Here is a 24,651-nt window from a genome sequence, read left to right as displayed (position 1 = left end):
TATGCTTCGCCATGCCAACTCCCGTTACCCTAATTCCCGGCGACGGCATCGGTCCCTCGATTGCCGACGCCACCGTCCGCATCCTCGATGCCGCTGGTTGCGACATCTCCTGGGACCGTCAGGTCGCCGGGATGGCCGGCGTGGCCCGCTGGAACGACCCCATTCCGGACGCTACGCTCGATTCCATCAAGCAGACGCGGGTGGCGCTCAAGGGCCCACTGGAAACGCCGGTCGGCGAAGGATTCCGATCCATCAACGTCGCGCTCCGGAAGACGTTTGACTTGTACGCGAACGTGCGCCCGGCCCGCACCATCGTGCCGGGGCGCTTCGAGAACATCGATATCACGCTTATTCGGGAGAACACCGAAGGGCTGTATATCGGGGTGGAGCACTATGTCCGCATTGGGGACGACCCCCGCGCCGCGGCGGAATCGGTCGCCATCATTACCCGGCAGGGGAGCGAGCGGATTGTTCGCTACGCCTTCGAGTACGCGCTGGCACACGATCGCAAGAAGGTGACGCTCGTCCACAAGGCCAACATCCTGAAGTACTCGCAGGGGCTGTTCCTGGATGTCGGGCGGATGGTCGCACGAGAATACGAAGGGCGCATTCAGTTCGAAGAGCGCATCATTGACGCCATGGCCATGCACCTGGTCATGCGCCCTGAACAGTTTGACGTGGTGGTCACCACCAACCTGTTCGGCGATATCCTCTCCGATGAAATCTCGGGGCTGGTGGGCGGACTGGGGCTGGCCCCGGGGGCCAACATCGGCAAGAACGCGGCGATCTTCGAGGCCGTCCACGGCACTGCGCCTGATATCGCTGGCAAGAACGTGGCGAATCCCGGTGCGCTCGTGCTGGCCGCGTGCATGATGCTTGAGCACATCGGTGATGTCAGCAACGCCACACGCATTCGCGATGCGTTTGAGTCCACGATTCGCGAGGGCATGGTGCTGACACGCGACCTGGGCGGTACCGCCGGTACCGATGCCTTCACCGATGCGGTGATTGCGAAGCTGGCCTGACGCGTGACGATCGTGGACGCCGCGCACGCCCCCCGCGTGCGCATTCTGCATTGCTCCGACATTCACTGTGGGCGCCCGTTTGTGCAGGCCCACGTGGACGCCGCCCTCGCGCTGGCGCGCGAAGAGCGGTGGAATGCCATTGTCATTTCAGGGGATTTTTCCCAGCGGGCCCGAACCCACGAATTTGAAGCGGCGCGCGCGCTGGTGGATCGGTTTCAGGCGTGCGCACCGGTCATTACGGTGCCTGGCAACCACGATGCCGCCTGGTGGCATGCGCCCTTTGGATACGGCGAATTTTCGCGCGTGCACGAACGCTATCGGACGTTCATCAATCAGGACCTGTCGCCCACGGTGCAGGTGCCAGGCGTCACGATGGTAGGGCTCAATTCCGCGTGGGGCACCAATCCGGAAGCGCTCACCTGGTATCCGCGCGATTGGCGCGTGAAAGGGGGGCTCACGTCGCAGCAACTGCGAGATGCCGCCTCGCGATTGGCTCAGGCGCCGTCCGGCGATCTGCGGCTACTGGTGGTGCACCACAATGTGGTGCGCGGCCGGCTCTCCAAACGATGGGGGCTCAAGCAGCCCAACCGTGTTCTCGATACGTTGGCCACCATGCCTGTCGATGTCGTCTGCACCGGACACGATCACGAAGAGCGCGCTGAGGTCGTCGAGCGTCAGGGCAGTCGTTTCCTCGTAAGCGCCGCGAACACGCTGTCGAATCGCATGCGTGGACACCGACCCAGCGCCCTCAACATCATCGAAGCCACGCCGACCGAAATTATGGTGCAGGCGTGGACGTTCGAGGCATCAACGGGTCGGTTTGCGGCGAACGCCACGGTGACGTCAATGACGCGTTCGATGCCGCATCCGTCGCCGCTGACCGCTCCCCGCTGAACAGACGTCGCGTACTGAGTTGCTGCTCGACCGACTTGAGCAGCCCGCCAAGTTCCTCGTAGGTCTCGCGCAACGCGCCGCGGAAGAGCCACCGGTACCAGAGAACGACAGCCGCTGTACCCAGCACCGCCGCGCCGGCGGCGGCAATCAAGGGAGCGGCACTCAGCACCGGCACCTTCAACATGCTGCCGAGTTTGAGCGCCGTGCTGACGCTGGCGATGACGCTCACGCCGGCCATGATGCCGAGGTCGAGCATCACGTTGCGCCGGAGTCCTGCACGCAGGTCACCGGTCACCACGATCTCGCACGCGGGCGCCGCGGCGGTGCCACGTGGCTGCAGCGTGACGTTCAGATCGAACAATTCGATCTGTTCAAGCCGGTAGCGCAGCGCCTTCTCCTTGGACATGCCGGCGAATGGATTTGAATAGGCCTCCACGAAACGCGGCACCTTGAAGCGCATGATGCCGCCGTCGAGCGGGTGGCCGTTCACCGTGTCCTGCAGGGTGAACGCATGGGGGGCGGCCGTGAACACTGCCCCGAGTGCCTGCAACGTATCCTTGGGCGACGCTGGAATGACCCGCGACACCGAGAGCGCGCGGTCGGCGGTGCCCATGAGCAAAGTGGTCCGCCGGTCCGCACGCTCCGAGATGGGATCGGCCAGTGCCGCCGACCCGGGATTGGCACGCAACTCCGCGAGGGCAATCGCGACGTATTGACGGGAAATGCCCGCTTCCACCGCCGCTGCCTCGACGTCGCGCACTCGATACGCCTCGTCGGTCACGACAGCGGTCTGTTCGCCGCTGATGCGCGCACTCTCGAGCGCCGCCCGTCGTTCCATGCGGTGCGCCGCTTCTGCCTGCAGCTGCGCGGCGCGCTGCCACACCACGCGCGCTTCATTCTCCGAAAGCACACCACCCGGTGCCGCGTCGGCCGAGGCCTGTGCCTGCTCCTCGGCGTCACGCATCAGCGCGTCAAAGGCACTCGCCAAGTGATCGGCGCTGGCCGGGCGTTCACCGGGGGATTTATGCAGGCAGCGGTTCACCAACAGCGCAAGTTCGGTGGGGATCTGCGGCAATGTCGCAAGTGACGGCGGCTGCTTGGTGACATGCGCCACGAGGACCGACTGCGCGGTCCCGTCGAACGGCGGCGCGCCGGCCAGCATGTGGTACGCCACACAGCCCAGTGCGTACACATCACTGCGACCATCCACGTCTTCACCCGCGGCCTGCTCGGGGCTCATGTAGTGCACCGAGCCCAGCACGTTGCCCACCATCGTGAGATTCGATGCGTCGGCCGCATCGCGCGAAATGCCGAAGTCCGTCACCACGGCCCGACCGGAATCCCGGTCGAGCAGAATGTTGTCCGGCTTGATGTCGCGGTGCACGACGCCGCGCGCATGCGCGTATGCGAGCCCCCAGGACACTTCCCGCAGCACGCGCAGCGTGTCGGCCACGGCCATGGGGCCGCGATCGCGCAGCCGGTCGCCAACCGATTCGCCGTTGATGTAGCGCATCGAGAACCACACCACGCCATCGGTCTCGTCCGCGCGGTACACGTCGATAATGTGCGGATGCTCAAGCCGTGCGCTGGTGCGGGCCTCGCGCAGGAAGCGCTCGCGCTCCTCTGGCCCCGAGTGGTCCGCATGCAGAACCTTGAGGGCCACGAGCCGATCGAGAAACCGGTCGCGTACCAGCCACACCGCCCCCATTCCACCAGCCCCCAACGGCCGCACGGTGTCGAAACTGGCGGCCAGACCGGCCGGCAACGGAGCAGGTGAATGCGGCGTCATAGCCAAGAAGTAATTCGTGCCGGAAACAGTTGCCAAGGCTAAGATTTGATATAGTTTAGTAGTGAGATATGTATATGCCGCCTTTGGGCAGGAGACCGTCTATGCACCCCACCAGTTCCGCCATTCTCGGCCTGCACCACGTCACCCTCGTGGCCAGCAATGCCCAGCGCACGGTCGATTTTTATGCGCGTGTACTGGGGCTGCGCCTGGTGAAGACCACCGTCAATTTCGACGATCCGGGCAGCTACCACCTGTACTTTGCCAACGAGACCGGCAGCGCAGGGACCGTCGTCACCTTCTTCGAATGGCCCAGGGCACCGCGCGGTCGTACCGGTATTGGTGGCACTCATCACTTTGCGCTGCGCGTCGCCGATCGCGATGCGCTGCTGCGCTGGAAGCGGCGGCTTGCCGACCTTGGCCTGCGGGTGATTGGCCCGTATGACCGCAACTACTTCACCAGTCTGTACGTGCGCGATCCCGATGGCCAGATCGTGGAGATTGCCACCGACGGGCCCGGCCTGTGGTGGGATGAGCAGGTCGGGGTCACTGCCTCGCACACGCCCCCCGCTGAAAAAGTGCGTGGCGGGCGGGACGAAGCCGCCATTGAATCCATCACATGGCCGGAGCCCGTCACGACGATCGACGCGGCCATGCAACTCACGCGCGGCATGCACCACATTACGGCCATGACGGCCAACATCGAGCGCACGCACGAATTCCTTGGGCACACCCTCGGCATGGCCCGTGTAAAGATGACGGAAAACTTCGACGATCCCGGCACCAGACACTGGTACTGGGGCACGGCCGACGCGCGCCCGGGCTCCCTCATCACGTATCTTGAGCGCCCCGCCACCGACCGTCGCGCCCACATGGGCACGGGGCAGGGGCACCATTACGCGCTGGCCGTCGCCGACGAGGACACACAACTGCTGTTCCGCGAGCGACTGCTCGACGCGGGACATCATGTATCGCCAGTGATGGACCGCGTGTACTTCAAGAGCATCTATACCAAAGATCCGGACGGGCACATCGTGGAACTCGCAACCATGGGGCCCGGCTTCCTGACCGATGAACCGGTGACCACCACGGGAAGCGCGTTGCGACTTCCGCCGTGGCTGGAAGGACACCGTGAGCAGATTGCCGCGCACCTCACGGATATTGATCGCGCGCCGTGGCCGTACGACGGAACAGATGGCGACACGGGCATGCGTGGGCATCCCGGGCGCCGGCTGATGATTACCCCGCAGGTGGAGACGACGGAATGAGTATGCCAACCCCGAACGAGGCGGCTGTCGTGGTGGGGCCTCACGCGGCGGCCTCCCCGCTGGTGGCGGGTGTGCCGCTGGCCACTGCTGCGTATGCCCTGGTGATGGTGCATGGGCGCGGCGGGAGCGCCGAGGGAATGCTCCCCATTGCGCGGGCGGCCAAAGCCACGGATGCGGCGCTGGTCGCGCCCGTCGCCATTGGGAACAGCTGGTATCCCCAGCGCTTTCTCGCGCCGACAGCGCTGAACGAACCGTGGCTGTCCAGCGCCTTATCGGCGCTGGGGGCGGCCGTCGCGCAGGTGCGTTCGGCGGGCATTGCGGACCACCGCATCATTCTCGTGGGCTTTTCCCAGGGGGCCTGTCTCACACTGGAGTATGCGGCGCGCGCTGCCGTGGACGGCGCCCGTTTTGGCGGCGTGGTGGCCATGGCGGGGGCACTTATTGGTGACCCCGCCGTCGCGCGCAGTGACCGAGGATCGCTGCATGGCACGCCGGTGGTGCTGGCCTGCGGCGACGCCGACACACACATCCCTGAAGATCTGGTCCGTCGGTCGGCCGACGTGTTTGCCGAACTCGGCGCCCTGGTGGACCTGCGGATCTATCCGGGACTTGGGCACGATATCACGGGAGACCAGATTGCGGCGCTGGCGGCCATCGTCGATGCGGTCCGACTTGAGGTCGCCCCGACGTAGGATTGGGATGCGGGGGACAATTGCCGACGGAGGGAACGTCGTTTTGGCCATCGCCAGTTGCCGCTGAAGAGGGGCACCCCCAATTTGGTGAGGTGTCCCTCTTCGACGATCTGCAGCTCGGCTTCTTTTCAGTGGCGCCCACCCCGGCGCCTGCTGCACCGTCGCCTGCCCCCGAAGGCGAAGACGCGCGCTTTGCGCGAGGGCGCACCGCGTTGCGAGCACGCACCGCCGTCCTGTTCTCGCGCCTGCAGGACATGGGGCTGCGGGGCGTGGAGCAACTGGTGCTCATGCGCACGCGGACCGTCATGGTGTCGCTCATTGGTCGCACCCTGCGGGTGAACGAAGGGTACGCCGAAGCGCCGGAGTCGGTTCTGCGGGCCATTGTGGCCTTTGCGATTGCCCGCAACAAGACGGAGCGTCTGGCCGCCCGCGAAGTGATTCTGGCGCATGACGTGGAGCGGGCTCCCGTGGCCCGACGGCAGGAACCCGCCAAGCCGGGCGACCTGGCCATGATCGCTCAACTCACCGAGGCGCATCGCCAGTTGAACGCGCAATGGTTTGCCGGCACGCTCAAGAGCATTCCGCTGCGCCTGTCCGGCAAGATGGCCACGCGGCTTGGGCACTTCGATCCGGGCTCGCGACATCTGGAGCCGGAGATTGTGATGTCGCGGTCGCACATCACCAGGCATGGATGGCGTGAGGCGATGCACACTTTGTTGCACGAAATGGTGCATCAATGGCAGCACGAAACCGGACGTCCGGTGGATCACGGCCCCGAGTTTCGCAACAAGGCCCGTGAAGTGGGCATTACGCCTGCCGCGCGGCGCGATGTGACGCCGTTGGAACGGCGCCGGCAGCGGCAGGAACAGACGGGCTGAGTAGCCTGACCACCAGTGGCGCGAACGGTGACAATCCCACCGGCAACCGTACCAGAACCCGCCGTCCGCGATATTGAGCCGGTAAGTCCGCCCGTCATGAGCGGATGGTGGCTGCATACGAAAAGGGCGCCCGGAGTAAGCCGGGCGCCCTTGGAGCTGCAATCGTCGTTCAGGTCACGGTGTAATGTTGCCCTGGCGCGAGGCGGCTTTGTACGCGGTGCCTTCAGCAATCACGCCGATCGTGCCACTGATCGGACCAATACCGGTCACGGCCCACTGCACCTGCTGGCCGCTCAACAGTCCCCAGGTGTTCTGGAAGCCGGCCACTCCGCTGAAGTCTGGCGTCTCCAACTCATACTCGGATGGCTGCGACGCGTAGTAGCCACGAGTCGCTGACACCGTCCAGACGCGCGTCGTCGTGGTCCCCTGCGTGAACGAGCAACCGTACGACGCGTTGTACTCGTTGGTCCACGCCCCGCGCAGTTTGAGCCGGGTGTAGGGCGACGACGAAGCGGTGGTGAGCGTGGGGGTGGCCATCGGCGCGCCAAGGGTCAGCGTGCGGTTCGCCAGGTCACGGTTGTACTGGAACAGAATGCGGAACGATGACGCATCCACGGTCGCCGACGTGGCGATGGCAAAATGGAAGTCGCCCGCCTGCGTCCGGTTGGAGGGAATGCCATACGCGGTGAGTGACGTCGACGTACTTGCCAGCGCTCCGAAGGCGTAGTTGCCGACTGAACCGTTCGCCGTGTTGAAGCCAACCACCAAGGTAGCGTTTTCCCCGCTGGAGTTGGCCAGCGTATACGTAGCGGTCGCCGGCGCAAACGCTTCGCCTCCACTGAAGTCGAGCAGCGGAATGGCACTGCCATTGGCGTAGTTCACGTTGCGCCGCAGGATGACGGCGTTGGGGACGGTGGTCACCCCCGCGCCGATGTTAAGGGTGCTGCGGAACGCCAGAAGATCGGTCACTCCATCCGCAACACCGGTCAGCGAATACGTGGTGGAGGGGCCGCTGACGACGCCGTTTGATCCGCCCACGCCCACATTCGCCTGCTGCAACAGTGCGACATTGGCGACGGTCCCGGTGAGTGACTTGGTCGCCGGATTGTCCGCGCACTCCGCGGCCGCTTCTCCAGGCAATTCGGAGGCCGCGTAGTAGTACACACTGACGTCGGCCACACCGCCGGTTTTGGGAACCGCATAGGCAATGCCCACCGACGCGGCATTCACCGAGAAGCTATAGGTGTTCTGACTGCCCACCAGCACCCGGGTCCATGGCCCCGTCCCATCCTTCACGGCAAACCACGTGGGAATGTTGTCCTGATCGCAGAAGCGCCAATTGATGCTCCCCGAACCACCGCCGCTTGCCGTCACGGTGACCGAGGCCGTCGTGGTGACGTTGGCCAATCCTGCGGCCGTGCCAGTGATGGTGACCGTGTAGCTGCCCGGCGTTGCGGCACCCGACGCCGTGAGCGTCATGGTGGAACTGTTGCCGGTGGTTGCGTTGGGCGCAAACGCAGCCGTCACGCCATTGGGCAGGTTGCTTGCCGCGAGGGTTACTGCCCCGGTAAATCCACCGGTTCTCGTGATGCTCACTGTGCTGGTGCCGGTGTTACCCTGCTGGACACTCGCGGACGTGGCGGCCAACGCGTAGCTCTGCGCTGCCGTGACGGTGAGCGTGACAGTGGCCGTGCCGGCCGTCGCGCCCGCCGCGCTGCCGCGCACCGTGATCGTATACACGCCGGGCGTGACAGCACCTCCAACCGTGAGGGCCAGCGACGACGTGGTGCCGGATGTTGCCGACGGCGTGAACGCGGCGGTCACGCCCTGCGGCACATTCTCCGCGGTGAGCGTCACGTCACCGGTGATGTTGGTGCGCGTAATCGCAATGGCCGTCTGTCCGGAGCCACCTTGCGCCAGCGAAAGTGAAGGCGGCGTGAGCCCCAGTACGACGGTGGGAGTGGCCTGCACCACGAGCGTCACCACCGAGGTCTTGGCGGTGGTGTTGGGGCCGCTGGCCGTAATCGTAATGGGATACGTGCCGGTGCCCGCGTTGCTCAGCGCCGTGAACACCACGCTGCCGGCAGAGCCGGCGAGGGGCTGCGTAAACGCGACCGTAATTCCGGTAGGGAGCGCGGCAGCCGACAGGATCACCTCACCCGTGTAGCTGTTCACCCGCGCCAGGGTAAACGCGGTTGCCGCCGACGACTGTCCTTGAATCACCGTGGCATTGGCGGTGGATGGCGACAAGGTAAAATCGGGTGAGGGGGCCGCCGTGACCGTCACCGGCACCGACGCGGTGGCACTGCTTACGCCAGATCCTGTGGCCGTAACCGTGATGTTCCCCGTGGTCGTTGCTGCGGCAGTGCCCGCAATGACCGCCGACAGGGTGCTGGTGGTCGTCGAACCACTCAGCGTGGACGGTGTGAGGGTGACCGTAACGCCCGATGGAGCCCCCGACGCCGACAGGGTGACTGCGCCCGTGTAGTTCCCACCACGGGTGAGCGTGATCGTCGATGTCTGTGTTGTCCCTTGCTGTCCACTGATCGCCGCGCTGTTGCTGATGGCAATGGTCGGCGTGACGGTCGGCGGCGGAGTAATGGGTGGCGTGTCACCACCACCACCACCACCACACGCCCAGATTGTGGCGAATCCCGCGAGTGATAATGCCCCGAGGGAAAGGATGGACCGGCGTGGGCGGTCGGCGGCGCCGACATCGACGCGTCTGCGAGGTTGCAACATTTGATCGGAGCTATGTGTGAATTCGAAAACCTCTATCGACGGTGAATTAGCCTCGCTCGCACAAAAGTGAAAGGGGGATCATATTGCGCGCGTCATGCATGGTGAATTCACACATCTCCGTCCTCGTTTGTTGAGTGCCGCAACCGTTCTCAGCCGTTGGCGTGTGCTGCGCGGCGTGTGGCAGGGCAGTCGGCCTCACAATGCGGCGGTTGCGGCCGTGAGTACCACGCTTGGTACCTGGTTGTCGTATGCCTCAGTTCGGCACGAGCCGTTTTCGGTGGGCGTGTTTGATCGGGGCTGGCACTGGGGCGCCCCCGTCTGCGCACTACTGGCCGTGGCAGCCGCCAACCTCTACAACGATGCGCGTGATCTAGCGGCCGACCGTGTGAACGCGCCGCACCGCCCCATCCCGCAGGGGCTCCTGTCGGTACGCCAGGCGATGATTGCCGCTGCAGGTAGCGCCGTGCTGGCTGGCGTATGCGCCACGCAACTGCAGGGCAATGCCCGGTGGCTGGCGCTCGTCGCCATCGTCGCCGGACTCGCCTATTCGCCGATGCTCAAATCCACGGTGCTCATTGGGAACGCCTGGGTGGCCGGGCTATCGGCCGCCACCATTGCTCTGGGAGCGCTTGAGGTCGGTCCCATGACGCCAGAGGTCTGGATGGCCGTGGTGTCGCTCACCCTGTTCGTGCTGGCGCGGGAAATCCTCAAGAGCATGGCTGATCAGGTCGGTGATGCGCAGGCCCATCTCACATCGGTGGCGACGCGCCTGGGCGTGCATGGCGCCAGTCGGCTCATGCTGACGGTGAGCGTGCTCTGTGTGTTGTCGCTGTTGGCGCCCCTGTTCGTGCGGCGCGGCCATCCCTACGCGGTCACCTCGTTTGTTCTGGTCGCGGTCGCAGGTGGTGTGTTCCCCCTGGCGACAGCATGGTATCTCTCTGCGCGTGACCTTCCGCGTGAACAGTCTGCGCCTCGCTATCAGAAGGCGCTGCGTCTCACCAAAGCCGGCGGATTGGCGCTCCTGGGAGCCTTTGGCGTCCTAGTCGCCTAGCGTGTCGCTGGCGCGTTACCGCACCGCGATATCACGCCGTCGAGACCTCTGCCACCAGAGAGTGCTGCCGAGCAAGAGCAACGCGAGTGTGACGGCTTGCGTGATGGTCAAATCACCGGGGAGCGTGCGGTCGGTCTTGGCGCGCACAAACTCCACCACAAATCGCTCCCCCGCGCTGAGGGCGAGAAATGCGCCGGCGGTCGTCCAGGTCGGGGTGGTGCGCCGCCGATGCCAGAGCCAAAGAAAAATGGCAAAGGACAACGCCAGCTCATACAGTTGGGTGGGGTGCACCGTGAGGACCGTGGCGGCATCCAGTCCGCTGAGCGGTTCGCCAAACTGCGTTCGGAATGTGTGCACCGTGGACGGTGGTGCACCATGCGGGAAGGCCACGGCCCAGGCGCCGTCAAAAGGGCGGCCATAGTCGTCGCCAATAGCCCAACACCCCGACCGTGCCACCGGGATGGCCGCCGCCGCTCCCAGCGCCATGGCATCTGCGATGCACGCGGGCTGGACGGCGCGTCTCGCGGTCAACCACCACATGGTCGGCAGGCTGGCCAACGCACCACCCACCATGGAGAATCCACTCCGCGACCAGAGCGCCGCGTTCCCGGTGGCCATGTCGTACAGCTTGGCGCCAACGACGGCGACCAGCAGCACCACAATGATGTCTTCCAGCGCCTGCGCCGGAACTCCCAGACGGCGATACTCCCGGGCGACGACCAGATACCCCAGCAGCATCGACGCCGCCAGCGCCAGGCCGTATCCCGACAGCACCAGCGGTCCCAAGGCAATCACAGTGGGCTCATGAACAATCATGACCGAAAGTAGTCGCTTCAACACGACGCCGGACGAGCGGCGACTGGCCATCATCCTTGGGTGGATTGCCGTGGCGGCTGTCGCGCATGACTTCCTGCTCATCCCCATGCGTAGCCACGTGCTCCTGCAACCCTGGCTGCTGGAGCAGTCACCGGGCTTGGTCTATGGTTCGCTTGCCGACGCGACGACGCCAGGACGCGCCGGCGGTCCCTGGTGGGCCAGCCTTGTGCCCTCGACCTGGTGGGCATTGGGCACGCTGGCAATCTGGGTGTTTATTCCTCGTTGGTTGTACGGTGCGGGCGCCGTGCCTCGCGTGCGGATGGCCTTGCCCGCCCGGGGGCGTGACCTCGGGATCTATCTCGCCCTGCTCCTGGTGATGCTGCCCGTGCTTTGGGTGGCCAGTCGGCGCCCTGATTTTGCCAGCACATACCCGTTGCTCTCGGCCAACCGGGTCAATGCCTGGACATGGCCCACGTTGCTGGGGTGGTGGAGTGCCTATGTCGCCATCCTCTTTGGCACGGAATATTTCTTTCGCGGGGTCCTGATCAATGCGCTGGCCCCCCGACTTGGCTGGCTCTCCGTTGGCGTGAGCGTCATTCCCTATGCCCTGATCCATACCCACAAACCGCTGCCGGAGGCCTTTGGCGCGATTGTGGCCGGGTGGGTGCTCGGGCTGTTGGCCTGGGAGACGCGCAGTATGCTCGGCGGCGTGCTGCTCCACGGGGCCGTGGCGATCGCCATGGACGCCATGGCCATGACCGCCACAAGCCGCTGGCCCACGGGATGGTAGTCCTCGGCAGGAAAAGCCGGGTGGGTCCCTCCCCCAGTGAAGCCTGCTACATTCCGTGGGTCCCCCGTCCTTCCCTCTTGCCGCTGTGTCAATGGCACTCGATACCCTGACGGCGAGCGCGATTCCCGCGCTCCCTTCCGTAGAGCTCACGGCCCATCCGGGCGATCTGTTCAACATCGATGCGGCGCTCACCGAAGAGGAGCGCGCCATTCGCGATACGATTCGTCGGTTCGTGGATGACAAGATCCTGCCCATCATTGGCGACTGCTATGTGCAGGGGCGCTTTCCGGATGAACTCATTCCGGAGTTGGCGGAACTGGGCGTGCTCGGGGCCAACCTCCCCGAAGAGTACGGCTGCGCCGGACTGTCGAGTGTTGCGTACGGGCTCATCATGCAGGAACTCGAGCGTGGCGATTCCGGTATCCGCTCGTTTGCGTCGGTGCAGGGGGCCCTGGTCATGTATCCCATCTTTGCCTTTGGTAGCGAGGCGCAGAAGCGGGCGCTGCTCCCCAAGCTGGCCAAGGCGGAGTTGATTGGCTGCTTCGGACTCACGGAGCCCGACTTCGGCTCCAATCCGTCGGGGATGATCACGCGCGCGCGCGAGCAGGCCGATGGCAGCTGGATCATCAACGGCGCCAAGATGTGGATCACCAACGGCTCCAAGGCCGACGTGGCCATCATCTGGGCCAAGACGGGTGACAGCACCGAAGACAGCAGCATTCGCGGCTTCGTGGTCCCCACGGATACGCCGGGCTTTCAGGCTCGTGATCAGAAGGGGAAGTTGTCACTGCGGGCGAGCGACACATCGGAGCTCGTGCTGGTGGATGTGCACGTTCCCGCCGACGCCATCCTGCCCAACTCCAAGGGGCTCAAGAGCCCGCTCATGTGCCTGACGCAGGCGCGTTACGGCATTTCGTGGGGGGTGCTTGGCGCGGCAATGGCCTGTTTTGAAGAGGCCACCAGCTACAGCAAGAGCCGGGTGATGTTCGACCGTCCCATTGGCGGTTTCCAGATTCAGCAAGTGCGTCTGGCCGACATGCTTACGGAAATTGTGAAAGGCCAGCTGGTCTCACTGCATCTGGGGCGGCTCAAGGACGCTGGCAACTTCACCCCCACGCAGGTCTCCCTCGCAAAGCGCAACAACGTGGATATCGCCACCAACATTGCGCGCGAGACGCGGCGTCTGCTGGGGGGCAACGGCATCCTGGCGGAATACGCGGCCATGCGGCACATGGCCAATCTGGAAAGCGTATATACCTACGAAGGGACGCACGACGTGCATTCGCTCATTCTTGGCCAGGCCATTACGGGGCTTAACGCCTTCAAGTGATCGCCCCTCGGTGGGTCGAACATCTCAATAGTAAGAGGTTCGCCGCGTGGCGAGGCCCGGTTCTCATCGAGAACCGGGCCTCATGCGTTGTGGGGATAACGTCTTGTTCATGACAAGACTGTGACGTCCCTGTTGCCTGAAATGTTCGGGCAGATAGGTTCGGCACATCGTAACCGAAACGTGGTTTCCTTCCCCATCCCTCAGGAGAAGCTGCACATGCTGCACTCCGCCGTTCGCTGGGCGGCAAGCAGGGCACGCACCATTGGTGTGATGCTCGGGCTTGCGGCCGCGACGCTGGCTCCGGCCGCCACGGCCGTGGCGCAAAGTACGGGCACCATTGCCGGTACCGTCGTGAATGAAAAGAATGGGTCGCCGATCGGCGATGCCCAGATCATGGTGGAGGGCCGAAACATTGGCACGACTACCGACAACGCGGGCCGCTTCCGGCTGGCTGGCCTCACGGGGAGTGGTCAGGTTCAAGTCACGGTTCGCCGCATCGGCTTCCAGCCGCGCACGGCGGGGGCCACGATCGGCGACGCCAACGTGCGAATCGCGTTGTCCGAGCGGGCCATGGAGCTCACGTCAGTTGTCGTGACCGGTACCGCTGGTGTGGCGGAGAAGCGCGCCATCGGCAACGCGGTCACCACCGTGAACGCGGCCGAAGTGGTGGCGACGCAGCCCGTGAATTCCTTTCAGGAACTGCTGAACGGTCGCGCCTCTGGGGTGAGCATCGTCGCCAGCTCCGGCCAGGTGGGTACCGGTTCGCGCATTCGCGTGCGTGGCGCCTCCTCGCTGTCGCTCTCCAACGATCCGCTTATCTACGTGGATGGCGTGCGCGTGGACAACACGCAGGCCTCTGGGCCCTCCAATCAGGGATTCGGTTCCGCCTCGATTTCGCGGTGGAATGACTTCAACCCTGATGACATCGAGAGCCTTGAGGTGATCAAGGGGCCCGCGGCCGCAACGCTGTACGGCACCGAAGCATCCAACGGCGTCATTCAAATCATTACCAAGAAGGGCGCGGCCGGTCGGCCCGTCTGGAATGTGACGGCGCGAGGTGGTTCAAGTTGGGTGCCCGATTGGCTGACGCGCTTTGACGACAACTACGGGACGGTGCCGAGCGCCGGAAGCACGACGGCCCTGGATACCGTGAGCATTTCCACGCGACAGCTCAACGACTCGCTTCAGCGGAAATTCGGCAACGATATTTTCACGAGCGGTACGCTGCAGGACATTCAGATGTCCGTGTCTGGCGGCAGCAGCGCGGTGCGCTACTACGTGGGTGGCGGCTATGAGGAGAATCAGGGCGCCGAACGCGTGAACCGCCTGCGTCGCACCAATCTGCGCGTGAATCTGCAGGCAAATCCCTCCCCGAAGATCGACCTCCAGTCCAGCCTGGGATATACCACCGGTCGTACCTATCTGCCGTTCGAATCCGGTGGTGGTGGAGCCGTCTGGGGGACCGTCTTTTCTTCGCCCTCCTTTCTGTACGGCGGCGTCAGGGTCCCCTCGCGCAATCCCAACAATCCCCAGCTGGGATTCCGGTCGGGACCGCCCAACGCCTACTATGAGGCGTACGACGTCTTCCAGGACGCCGACCGCTTCACCGGCAGCTTCCAGTTCACCAATCGCCCAACGTCGTGGCTCAATCACCGACTCATTGTCGGCCTCGATCGCCTCGCGGAAAACAATGAAGATCGCACACCGCGAAACGATATCATCGGCGCAACCTACGCCTCGTTTGCCGGAAGTGGCCTGCCTACCGCCGGATCAATTTCGGCCTCCACGCGCGATGTGACGCTCACGTCGTACGACTACGTCGCAAACGCGGACTTTCAGCTGTCCGGCGCCGTCAAGAGTGTGACGTCGGTTGGTGGCCAGATCTACCTGCGTCAAACGCGGTTCCGCTCCATCAGCGGATCCACGTTCCCGGCCGTTGGGCTCACGTCCATTTCGTCGGCCAGCATCCGCAACGTGGGCAGCGACGAACTGGTACAGAACAACACGGTGGGCGCGTTTATTCAGCAGCAGTTCGTGTGGAACGATCGTCTGTTCCTGACGGCGGCCATCCGTACCGACGACAACTCCGCGTTCGGGACCAACTTTGACGCTGTCACGTACCCCAAGCTCAGCGCCTCCTGGGTACTGAGCGAGGAACCGTCGCTTCCCATCCCCGCCTTTGTGAACCAGCTGCGAGTGCGCTCGGCGTACGGCGCCAGCGGGTTGCAGCCGGGGGCCTTTGATGCCATCCGCACATACTCGGCGTCAGGTGGCTTCCTTACTCCGTCGTCGGCCGGTAACCCCGACCTTGGACCGGAACGCAGTACCGAACTCGAAGTCGGCTTTGATGCCGGCATGTGGAACGATCGGGTCGGTATGGAAGTGACGTACTTCAAGGGAAGCACGAAGGACGCCATTCTTTCGCGCCAGGCGCCGCCATCCAATGGATTCCCCGGCCTGCAGCTCTTCAACGCCGGTCAGGTGGATCGCGACGGCCTGGAGTGGATTGTACGTGGTACGCCGCTTCGCCGCGACAATGTTTCGCTGGACCTGACGCTGAGTGGTTCCGTAAACAACTACAACATTGCGTCGTTGGGCGGGACCACGGACTTTGTGTCCCTCAGCAGCAACGTGGCCCATAAAGTCGGCTACGCGCCGGGTGCCTGGTGGGATCGCCGTGTGGTGAGCGCGGAGTACAACCCCACGACCAAACGCGCCACGAATCTGCTCTGCGATAACGGAGCGGGCGGTACCGTGGCCTGTGCCACGGCTCCCCGGGTGTTTCTCGGCAACTCCGTGCCAACGCAGGAAGGCTCATTCTCGGCCGGCCTCACGCTCTTCAAGAACATCCGCGTGAACGCGTTTGTGGACTGGCGCGGTGGCTACAAGAAGCTCGACGGCAACTACCGCGTGCGCTGCGGCGCCTTCGTGCTTTGCCGTGAGCTCTACTATCCCGACGAAGTCGAAGACAAGGCGTTGCTCGGCGCGGTGCAGGCCGGTACCGCCTACACGCACCACCTCATTTCGGATGCAAGCTTTGCCCGCTTCCGGGAGTTGGCTGCCACCTACACGCTGCCGCAGTCGTTCGCACGCCGTCTCGGCGCCAGTCGCGCGTCAATAACGGTGGCGGGCCGCAATCTCGGCCTCTGGACCAATTTCCCGGGCATTGAGCCGGAAGCGTCCTTTAATGGCGGCACCCGTGGCGGTGCCTTCGGTCAGTGGGAGCAGAGTGTACTTCCGCAGCTTCGCCAGTTTGTCACCACCGTCAACTTCAACTTCTGACCATCATGCGAAACACGATGAAGGTCCTGACGGCGGTCGCGGCGCTCGGCCTGACCGCTGCCTGCAGCAACTTTGATCGCCTGCTTACGGTACAGACGCCCAGTCGATTGGCGGAGAGCTCGTTCCTGGTACCGGGCAATGCCGCCCTGATCTCTGCGAGTGCCGTGTCCGACTACGAGTGCGCTCTTGGTGGGTACATCGTCGCCAGCGCGCTAGGTGCCGGAGAACTCGTGGATGGCACGCAAACCGCCGCCCGCTGGAACTACGACCGGCGCAATGTGGAAGCCGTGGACGCGCTGTACAGCACCTCCGGGTGCGAAGGTATCGGCGTCTACACGCCCATCAGCACCGCGCGCTACACGAACGATCAGGCGGTCGCCAAGCTCGAAGGGTGGAGCGACACCGATGTGCCCAATCGTCAGCGGCTCATTGCGCTAAACTCCGCGATGGCTGGCTACAGCCTGCTCCTGCTGGGGGAGGGCTTTTGCGAGGGCGTCATCAATCTCGGTGTGTCCCTCACCCCCGCGCAGTTGTTTGACTCGGCAGAAGTACGGTTCAGCCGAGCCATCACCGCGGCAACGGCCGCCAACGATGCGAGCATTCTCAACCTGGCGTATGTCGGTCGCGCACGGGCCCGCATCAACAAGGGCGCAAAACCCGGAGCCGCGGAGGATGCCGCGCGGGTGCCGGTGGGCTTTGTGTACAACGCCACGGCCGATGCCACCATTGGACGCCGCAACAATCGCATCTTCCAACAGGTAAACCAGTCGAACAACACCTCCGTAGCCCCGGCATATCGCACCCTCAACGATCCGCGGGTGTCGGTCACGAATCTCAACCGGACCGCTGCCGATCAGGTGAACACGCTCTGGGGCCAGAACAAGTACGCGAGTCTCACCGCCACGTACCCGATCGCGTCGGGACTGGAGGCACAGCTCATTCTGGCCGAAGCCCGCGGCGGAGCGGAGGGCATCGGCATTCTGAACACGCTGCGGGCTCGCACGGGTGTTGGTCTGCCCCCCCTCACCACGCAGGAAACGGCCAGCTTTGATGGGGCCGTGGCCGAGGAGCGTCGTCGGGAGTTGTTCCTGCAGGGGAACCGCTGGTTCGACGTGAAGCGGTTCAACCTGCCGCAGGTGCCGGCCGCAGGAGGCGCCTATCCCAAGGGGGGCGTCTATGGCACCCAGCGGTGCTGGCCGTTGCCCGACGTGGAGACGCTCGCCAATCCCAATTTCGGGCGCTGAGCAAAGCGGGGCGGGGTGGTGCCGAGGCGATTTGCCCCGGCCCACCCCGCGTCCCACGCCATCGGTCCCACCCGTTTCAGAAAACGCGACGTTACCGTCGCGTTTTTTGTTGTCTGGAGGGGCTGTGCGCATTGCCCCCTGCGGGACCGGTCCCTAGCTTCCCCCTCGTATCCTCCCATTCCTACCTGACACTTGAACGGAGCGGCAGCGGTGAAGATCGCCGTGTGCATCAAGCGTGTCCCCGTCATGGAAACCAAGTTCGCGATCGCGGCCGATGGCACGCGCGTGGACGAGGCGGGGCTGAAGTACGACGTCAACGACTTTGATCTGTGGGCCATTGAAGCCGGCCTGCAACTCAAGGAAAAGAACGGCAACGCCGGCGAAGTGGTGGCCATTTGCCTCGGGCCCGACACGGCGCAGGAGCAGATCCGCAAGGCGCTCGCCATGGGCGCTGATCGCGGTGTGCTGCTGCAGGCGCCCACGGTGCCGGCCGACGGCCTCGCCATTGCCCGGGCCTTGGCGGCTGAGCTCAAGGACGGTGGCTATGATCTCGTGTTGTTCGGCCGCATTGCGATCGACTCCATGAATCAGATGACCGGCCCCATGGTGGCCGAGCTGCTCGATCTGCCGTGTGTCACCAACGTCTTCAAGCTGGAGATTGCCGGAGGCACGGGGCGTGCCGAGCGGGCTCTCGAAGGCGCGAGCGAAGTGATGGAGTTCCCGCTGCCGGCCGTGCTGACGATTGACGACGGTCTCAACAAGGAACGCCTCCCGTCGCTCAAGGGGATCATGGCGGCCAAGAAGAAGCCCCTCGATGTGAAACCCGCCCAACTGGGTGAGCTCAAGGTGGCGGTCACCAAGATGGTCCTGCCCCCCGAGCGGGCGGCCGGCCGCATTCTCGGCGACAATGCCGACGCGGTGCCGGAACTGGTCCGCCTCCTCCAGACTGAAGCGAAGGTGCTCTGATCATGGCCAACGTTCTTGTATTTGCTGAAGTGCGCGCGGGCGATCTGCGTAAGGTTGCCCTGGAAGCCGTGACCGCCGCCCGGCAGTTGGCCGATCTCTCCGGCGGCGGCAGTGTGCACGCCGTCCTCGCCGGTGACGCCGGTATTGCGGTCAAGGCGGCCTCGCTCGCGGAGTACGGCGCCGATAGCGTGCTCGTGCTCGAGCATGCCGGTTTTGCGCAGTACAATCCGGAAGCGCTGGCGGCAACGGTTGCGCAGCGTCTGGGCAGTGGCACTTATGGTTTCGCGGTCTTCAGCGCCACGGCGCAGGGGCGCGACTTGTCGCCTCGCGTCGCGGCCAAGTTGGGCAGTGGGTTGGCGCCCGACCTCACCGGGTTTTCCGTAGACGGCGGTACGGTGTCCGGGCAGCATTTCAACATGAATGGCAAGACGATTGCGACGTTGTCGCTGTCGGGATCGCCAGCCGTGTTGTCGGTGCGACCGGCGGCCTTCCAGCCAGCGGCCAATGCGCGCCCGCTGGTGACCGAGGCCATCACTTCGGCGGCCGATCCGTCGGCATCACGTGTGAAGGTGGTGGAGCTCAAGCAGGGGAACACCGGCAAGCTCGATCTCAACGACGCGCCGGTTATCGTGGCCGGTGGTCGCGGGCTCAAGGCGGCCGAAAATTTCAAGCTGTGTGACGATCTGGCCGATGCCTTTGGCAACGCGGCGGTTGGCGCGACACGCGCCGTGACCGACGAAGGGTGGCGCCCCCACTCCGATCAGATTGGTCAGACTGGTCGGAACGTGAGCCCCAATCTCTATATCGCCGTCGGGATCTCCGGCGCCATTCAGCACCTTGCCGGTATGCGGACGTCCAAGACCATCGTCGCGATCAACAAGGATAAGGACGCGCCCATCTTCAAGGTGGCCGACTACGGCATCGTCGGTGACGTGTTCGAGATCATGCCGGCGCTGACGGCGGCAGTGAAGGCGGCCAAGGCGCAGGGCTGATCCGCGTGTCGCATGCAGTCAGCGGGCCCCGTCGTTCCTCACGACGGGGCCCGCCGTCATATTATCGATGATTCCGCTTGTCGCTCTCCAGTCCACGGCCTAGCTTCGCGCCATGACTCTGTCGAACCTCGTTTTCCTGCTGATTTTCGCCGGCGGCCTCTCGGCCTTCGCGGTGCAGGCGCAGCGGCTCGTCCGTTGGCTCAAGCTTGCCAAGGACGAAGTCCGGACCGATCACCCTGACGTCCGAACCAAAAACTTCCTGCTTATCGGGCTCGCGCAAACGAAAATTCTGCGCGACCCGCTCGGCGGCATGATGCACGCCCTCGTGTTCTGGGGGTTCTGTGTCCTTGGCCTCGGGACGGTCGAGATCATGATTCAGGGGCTGTACACGCCGTTCACGTGGGATGTCATCCTGCCGCGGCTGTTGTACGTCCCCTACGTGTTCTCGCAAGAGATCTTCGCGGTCTTTGTCCTCATGCCGGTGGGATATCTGCTGTACCGCCGGCTGGTCATCCGCCCAGCGCGTTTTACCGTGGACGCGGTGCACAGCGGCGAAGCTGTACTCATTCTGAGCGTGATTGCCGGTCTGATGCTCACGCTGCTGTTGCTGTTCGTAGGCGACGCCAAGCAGCCCGGTGCCGACATGGGCGGCCGGGTCATCACGTCCATGCTGTTGCCACTCTTCAGTGGCATGTCTGCGGAAACCGCGCACGTCATGGCGCGCGTGTCGTGGTGGATTCATGCTCTGGGTATTCTGTGGTTCCTCAACCACCTGCCCAAGTCGAAGCACCTGCATGTGCTGTCGTCGCTCATCAACGTGTGGTTCTCCAACACGAGTGGCCCGGGTCGCGTGGGCGCCATGCGCCCCATGGATCTCGAGGCCGAAGACGCCGAGCAGTTTGGCGCCAGCGACGTGGAGCATCTGACCTGGAAGAATCTGCTGGACGGCTACTCCTGTACGGAGTGTGGTCGCTGTACGGCGGCGTGCCCGGCCAACATCACGGGCAAGGCGTTGTCGCCGCGCATGATCGTGGTGAAGACGCGCGCCCGCCTCACGGAAAAGGCCACCGTGCTTGATGCCGTAGCCGCTGGTGGCGGAACGGCGACCGAAGAACAGCAGGCGGTTCTCGACAAGAAGTTGCTCGATAACTGGATTACCGAAGAGGAGTTGTGGGCGTGCACCTCATGCCGCGCGTGTGTGCAGGAGTGCCCGGTCAGCATCGACCAGCTGGACATCATTAACGAGCTGCGTCGCGACCTCATGCTCATGGAGTCGCGCTTCCCCGAAGAGCTGCAGCCGGCGCTCACAAGCCTTGAGCGGAACGGCAGCCCCTGGGCCTTCAGCGCGTCAGATCGTGAGCAGTGGGCCGAAGGGATGAACATCCCCACCATGGCCGAGATGGCGGCGGCTGGTGAGAAGCCCGACATCCTGTTCTGGGTGGGGTGCATGGGCTCCTTCGACGATCGCGCCAAGAAGATCACCGTGGCCTTCGCCCGCATTCTGCAGGCTGCCAACGTGAAGTTCGCCATCCTCGGCCAGGAAGAAACCTGCCATGGCGATCCGGCGCGTCGTATGGGAAACGAATATCTGTATCAGATGCTCGCCAAGGGCGTCATTGAGACCCTCAATGGCTACGAGCTCAAGACCATCGTGACGTTCTGCCCGCACTGTTTCCACCAGATGGGGAAGGAGTTCCCTGATCTGGGCGGTCACTACGAAGTGATCCACCACACCGAGTACATCGAGCGTCTGCTGAACGACGGGCGCGTGCCGCTGGATACAGAGCATGGAAAGCGGCTCAAGGTCGCGTACCACGACTCGTGTTATCTGGGCCGCTACAACGAGATCTACGACGCGCCGCGCAACACGCTCAAGAAGGCACTCCCCATCGTGGAACTGGTGGAGCCGGCCCGTACCAAGAGCCGTGGCCTGTGCTGTGGCGCTGGCGGTGGTCGCATGTGGATGGAAGAGAACGTGGGCAAGCGTGTGAATGTGGAACGCAGCGAAGAGCTGCTGGCCACCGGGGCAGATCAGATTGCCGTGGCCTGTCCGTTTTGCATGACCATGATTACCGATGGCGTTACCGGCGCCGGGAGTGAAGTGCCGGTACTCGATATCTCCGAAGTGGTGGCGGCGCGGCTGTCCTGAACGGTGCGTCCTGCTCGCGATCCTTACGGGACCACGACTTCCTGTCGCAGGCGGATGTCGCGGCTCGACGCGCCAACCATGACGCGCCAGGTGCCTGGTTCTTCAATGCGCTGCAGCGTTTCATCGAGGAACTGCAGCTGCGAGCGCGTCACGTCAAAGGTGACGCGCTGTGTGGCACCGGCGCCCAGCGTGATGCGCGCGAAGCCGGCCAACTCCATGACCGGACGAGCCACGCGAGCCAGGACATCCCGCAAATACAGCTGCACCACTTCGTCGCTGGCGCGCGGGCCGCTGTTCGTCACCGTGAGCGAAACCCGCAGCGCGATGCTGTCCGTCTTTGGGCGAAGCTCAACGTGCAGGCTGTCATAGGCAAAGCTCGTATACGACAAGCCATGCCCGAACGGAAAGAGCGGGTGACCGGTGAGATCCAGATAGTCGTCGCCGCGGCCCGTTGGTTTGTGAGCATAGTGCAGCGGCACCTGGCCCTCATGCATGGGGAAGGTGAGGGGTAAGCGACCCGCCGGCGAGGCGCGCCCAAAGAGCACGTCCGCCACGGCATTCCCTCCTTCCTGTCCCGGGTACCAGGCATCGAGCACCGCCGCCACCTGGTCGATCCACGGCATGGTAATGGCGCTGCCGCCGGTCAGGACCACGACCACCGGTGTTCCGGTCGCGGCCACCGCGCGAATCAGGGCCTCCTGCTTCCCCGGCAATCCCAGCAGCGCCCGATCGCGAAACTCGCCTTCTTCGATTCCCGCCACGATGACCGCCACATCGCTCGTGCGTGCCATTTGCACCGCCAATGCAATCTGTGCGGCCTGCGTGTCCTGCACGCCGGCATCCCACAGCAGCCGCAGTCGGGCGTTCCCGGTGGCCTCGAAGTACTCGAATCGTACCCGGTGGCTGCTGCCGGCAGCCATTCGCACCGTTGCCCGCTGCGTGCCGAACGACGATTTGAACCAGCGGTCGATACGCAACGTGTCGTTGACATACAGGCGATAGCCGTCGTTCCCCTCCACGGCCAGCGTGCGGACCCCTCCGGTGGGCACGCGTACGGTTCCCTCCCACCGCGCCGAATACCAGTCAAATGGAATGCCACGCCCCGGCGAACTGAGGGTCCACTGAAAGTCCACCTGGGCGTCTCTGCGCTGCAAGGTTGGCGCACCATTCAAGGTGATGTTGTTCCAGTACTGCCCGGAAAGCCCCGCCACGCGACGCCCGCTGCTGTCTGACGAGAACGCCGTGGCTGGCACAATGGCCAAGTCACGCCACAGGCGCGGAACCCCACCATGTACCCGCACGACGGCACCAGGCGGTGCCCCGGCACTGATACCATCGGCAATGGACACCGCCCGGGCGCCCGGGGGCGAATAGCCGCCCACCCGCGCCTCCAGGGCATCGCTGCCGATGACCGCAATGCGCCGTATCTTCGGCGACAGTGGGAGCTGCCGGTTCGTGTTGCGCAGCAGCACCATGGACTTGATGGCGGCCTCACGCGCGAGCGCCAGATGGCTGGCCGACCGGGACACCAGCCCCGCGCTGTCAGCATTCACGTAAGGGTGCTCGAACAGGCCAAGCGCGAACTTTACGCGCAAGACACGGGCAACCGCACTGTCAATCAGCGCCGGAGCAAGTCCCCCGGTGCGAAACCCGTTCAGCCACCCGCGATGCTGGTCGTAACTGGACTGAAAGATGACATCCAACCCCGACTCCAGCGCGTGACGTGCCGCCGATGCCGTGTTCGCCTCCGTATGGTGCAAGACAATAGAACCACCGGTGGCGGCGGCGTCGGAAATGACGAACCCCTCAAAGGACCACGCCTTCCGCAGCACATCGGTCAGGAGCGTGCGGTTCTGCGATGCCGGCTGTCCGTCCACGGAGTTGTACGCACTCATCACACTTCGCGCGCCAGCCTGCTGAATGGCCGACTGAAACGGAGGAAAGTATCGCTCGCGCAACAGGCGCTCGCTGAACTCCACGGGGTAACTGTCCCGTCCACCGTCGCCAACATTCGCCACGAAATGTTTGGGGGTGGCGACAATGCCACGCGATTCAAACGCCCGGATATACGCGCGGCCCATGGCCGCCACCAGCTGGACATCTTCGCCATAGGTTTCTTCCACGCGTCCCCAGCGCACATCGTTCGCGATATTCACCACCGGCGACAGTGAATGGCGAATGCCGCGGGCGCGCGCCTCGGTGGCTATCGCGCCCGCCACGCGGGACATCAGCGTGGTATCCCACGTGGCCGCCAGGGCAATGGCCTGCGGAAAAGTGGTCGCGCCTTCGCGTCCCAGCCCGTGCAACGTTTCTTCGAAGGGCAGCAGCGGAATGCCCAGTCGCGTGGAGTCCACGAAATAACGCTGGAGCGCATTGATGCGCGCCGCATGCGCGCGGGCCACCACCGCGGCGGGGAGAGAGTCGCTGCGCAGCGCGTCGGCGCGCATACCAGCGGGAACATTGATCTGCAGCCCGAAGGCGCCGTGTTGATAGTCGTGCGAGCGATCGTCACGATCACCCGGAATCATGAACAGCTGCCAGAATTTCTCTTCGAACGACATACGCCCAAGGAGATCCTGCGTACGTTCGGCTGGTGAACGGCGGGCGTCCCGATACGGCGCATCGGCTGCTGGAGCCGCGGTGGGCACGGGCTGCGCACGCAGCGACGGAGTCACAAGCAAAAGGCCCGCGCACAGCGCGGGCCAGATACCAACACGGGGCAGGGGGGACGCGGTCATCCCCCAAG

At 64.4% G+C, this 24,651-nt stretch carries 17 protein-coding genes; 13 read left to right on the top strand and 4 right to left on the bottom strand.

Annotated elements, in window-relative coordinates; all coding sequences use genetic code 11:
• Positions 1–11 precede the first annotated feature (11 nt).
• Both GEMMAAP_RS12645 and GEMMAAP_RS12640 read left to right on the top strand, forming a co-directional pair.
• Entirely contained in the window at positions 12–1,025 is a 1,014-nt protein-coding gene (locus tag GEMMAAP_RS12645) for an isocitrate/isopropylmalate dehydrogenase family protein (protein ID WP_026849486.1), read from the top strand.
• A 3-nt stretch (positions 1,026–1,028) separates the two neighbouring features.
• Complete coding sequence (locus GEMMAAP_RS12640; protein WP_026849487.1) at positions 1,029–1,919, top strand: metallophosphoesterase family protein; 891 nt, start codon at positions 1,029–1,031, stop codon at positions 1,917–1,919.
• Here the strand turns inward: GEMMAAP_RS12640 and GEMMAAP_RS12635 are convergent.
• On the bottom strand, positions 1,804–3,708 hold the full coding sequence (locus GEMMAAP_RS12635) for a serine/threonine-protein kinase (protein WP_053334060.1): 1,905 nt from the start codon (positions 3,706–3,708) through the stop codon (positions 1,804–1,806). The genes GEMMAAP_RS12640 and GEMMAAP_RS12635 overlap by 116 nt on opposite strands.
• Before the next feature lie 101 nt (positions 3,709–3,809).
• Here GEMMAAP_RS12635 and GEMMAAP_RS12630 point away from each other — a divergent pair, with 101 nt between their 5' ends.
• From GEMMAAP_RS12630 to GEMMAAP_RS12620, 3 genes are all read left to right on the top strand, one after another.
• Positions 3,810–4,973, top strand: coding sequence for a VOC family protein (locus GEMMAAP_RS12630; protein WP_026849488.1), 1,164 nt, complete (start codon positions 3,810–3,812; stop codon positions 4,971–4,973).
• Between the two features lie 2 nt (positions 4,974–4,975).
• Entirely contained in the window at positions 4,976–5,665 is a 690-nt protein-coding gene (locus GEMMAAP_RS12625) for an alpha/beta hydrolase (RefSeq protein WP_026849489.1), read from the top strand.
• A 92-nt stretch (positions 5,666–5,757) separates the two neighbouring features.
• A complete protein-coding gene (locus GEMMAAP_RS12620; RefSeq protein ID WP_026849490.1) occupies positions 5,758–6,543 on the top strand; it encodes a SprT-like domain-containing protein in 786 nt (261 codons plus the stop codon).
• Positions 6,544–6,717: 174 nt separating this feature from the next.
• Here the strand turns inward: GEMMAAP_RS12620 and GEMMAAP_RS12615 are convergent, their stop codons facing one another.
• Positions 6,718–9,285 (bottom strand): beta strand repeat-containing protein, encoded by a 2,568-nt coding sequence (locus GEMMAAP_RS12615; protein ID WP_026849491.1) that lies wholly within the window; start codon positions 9,283–9,285, stop codon positions 6,718–6,720.
• Between the two features lie 217 nt (positions 9,286–9,502).
• Here GEMMAAP_RS12615 and GEMMAAP_RS12610 point away from each other — a divergent pair, with 217 nt between their 5' ends.
• Positions 9,503–10,336 (top strand): UbiA family prenyltransferase, encoded by an 834-nt coding sequence (locus GEMMAAP_RS12610; protein ID WP_158514848.1) that lies wholly within the window; start codon positions 9,503–9,505, stop codon positions 10,334–10,336.
• Positions 10,337–10,351: 15 nt separating this feature from the next.
• Here the strand turns inward: GEMMAAP_RS12610 and GEMMAAP_RS12605 are convergent, their stop codons facing one another.
• Complete coding sequence (locus GEMMAAP_RS12605; protein WP_026849493.1) at positions 10,352–11,152, bottom strand: prolipoprotein diacylglyceryl transferase family protein; 801 nt, start codon at positions 11,150–11,152, stop codon at positions 10,352–10,354.
• On the opposite strand from GEMMAAP_RS12605, the gene GEMMAAP_RS12600 reads away from it, so the two are divergent.
• The 7 genes from GEMMAAP_RS12600 (at position 11,151) to GEMMAAP_RS12570 (ending at position 21,905) form a co-directional block, all read left to right on the top strand.
• A complete protein-coding gene (locus GEMMAAP_RS12600) occupies positions 11,151–11,942 on the top strand; it encodes a CPBP family intramembrane glutamic endopeptidase (protein WP_053334061.1) in 792 nt (263 codons plus the stop codon). The genes GEMMAAP_RS12605 and GEMMAAP_RS12600 overlap by 2 nt on opposite strands.
• Before the next feature lie 91 nt (positions 11,943–12,033).
• Positions 12,034–13,272, top strand: a complete 1,239-nt coding sequence (locus GEMMAAP_RS12595; RefSeq protein ID WP_053334062.1) for an acyl-CoA dehydrogenase family protein — start codon at positions 12,034–12,036, stop codon at positions 13,270–13,272.
• A 216-nt stretch (positions 13,273–13,488) separates the two neighbouring features.
• A complete protein-coding gene (locus GEMMAAP_RS12590) occupies positions 13,489–16,554 on the top strand; it encodes a SusC/RagA family TonB-linked outer membrane protein (RefSeq protein ID WP_026849495.1) in 3,066 nt (1,021 codons plus the stop codon).
• Between the two features lie 5 nt (positions 16,555–16,559).
• The gene (locus tag GEMMAAP_RS12585) at positions 16,560–17,798 is read left to right on the top strand and encodes a RagB/SusD family nutrient uptake outer membrane protein (RefSeq protein WP_026849496.1); all 1,239 of its coding nucleotides are present in this window, start codon (positions 16,560–16,562) and stop codon (positions 17,796–17,798) included.
• A 192-nt stretch (positions 17,799–17,990) separates the two neighbouring features.
• Positions 17,991–18,764 (top strand): electron transfer flavoprotein subunit beta/FixA family protein, encoded by a 774-nt coding sequence (locus GEMMAAP_RS12580; RefSeq protein ID WP_145979124.1) that lies wholly within the window; start codon positions 17,991–17,993, stop codon positions 18,762–18,764.
• Between the two features lie 2 nt (positions 18,765–18,766).
• Positions 18,767–19,756: an electron transfer flavoprotein subunit alpha/FixB family protein gene (locus GEMMAAP_RS12575; RefSeq protein ID WP_026849498.1), complete on the top strand. Its 990-nt coding sequence runs from the start codon at positions 18,767–18,769 to the stop codon at positions 19,754–19,756.
• Between the two features lie 112 nt (positions 19,757–19,868).
• Positions 19,869–21,905, top strand: a complete 2,037-nt coding sequence (locus GEMMAAP_RS12570; protein WP_026849499.1) for a (Fe-S)-binding protein — start codon at positions 19,869–19,871, stop codon at positions 21,903–21,905.
• Between the two features lie 23 nt (positions 21,906–21,928).
• Here GEMMAAP_RS12570 and GEMMAAP_RS12565 read toward each other — a convergent pair whose 3' ends face one another.
• The gene (locus GEMMAAP_RS12565; RefSeq protein ID WP_082821288.1) at positions 21,929–24,643 is read right to left on the bottom strand and encodes a glycoside hydrolase family 3 N-terminal domain-containing protein; all 2,715 of its coding nucleotides are present in this window, start codon (positions 24,641–24,643) and stop codon (positions 21,929–21,931) included.
• Positions 24,644–24,651 lie beyond the last annotated feature (8 nt).

Source organism: Gemmatimonas phototrophica (genome assembly GCF_000695095.2).
GTDB classification, from domain to species: domain Bacteria; phylum Gemmatimonadota; class Gemmatimonadetes; order Gemmatimonadales; family Gemmatimonadaceae; genus Gemmatimonas; species Gemmatimonas phototrophica.
The sequence above is the reverse complement of the archived record's forward strand: the minus strand, read 5'-3'. Positions and strand labels throughout refer to the sequence as shown.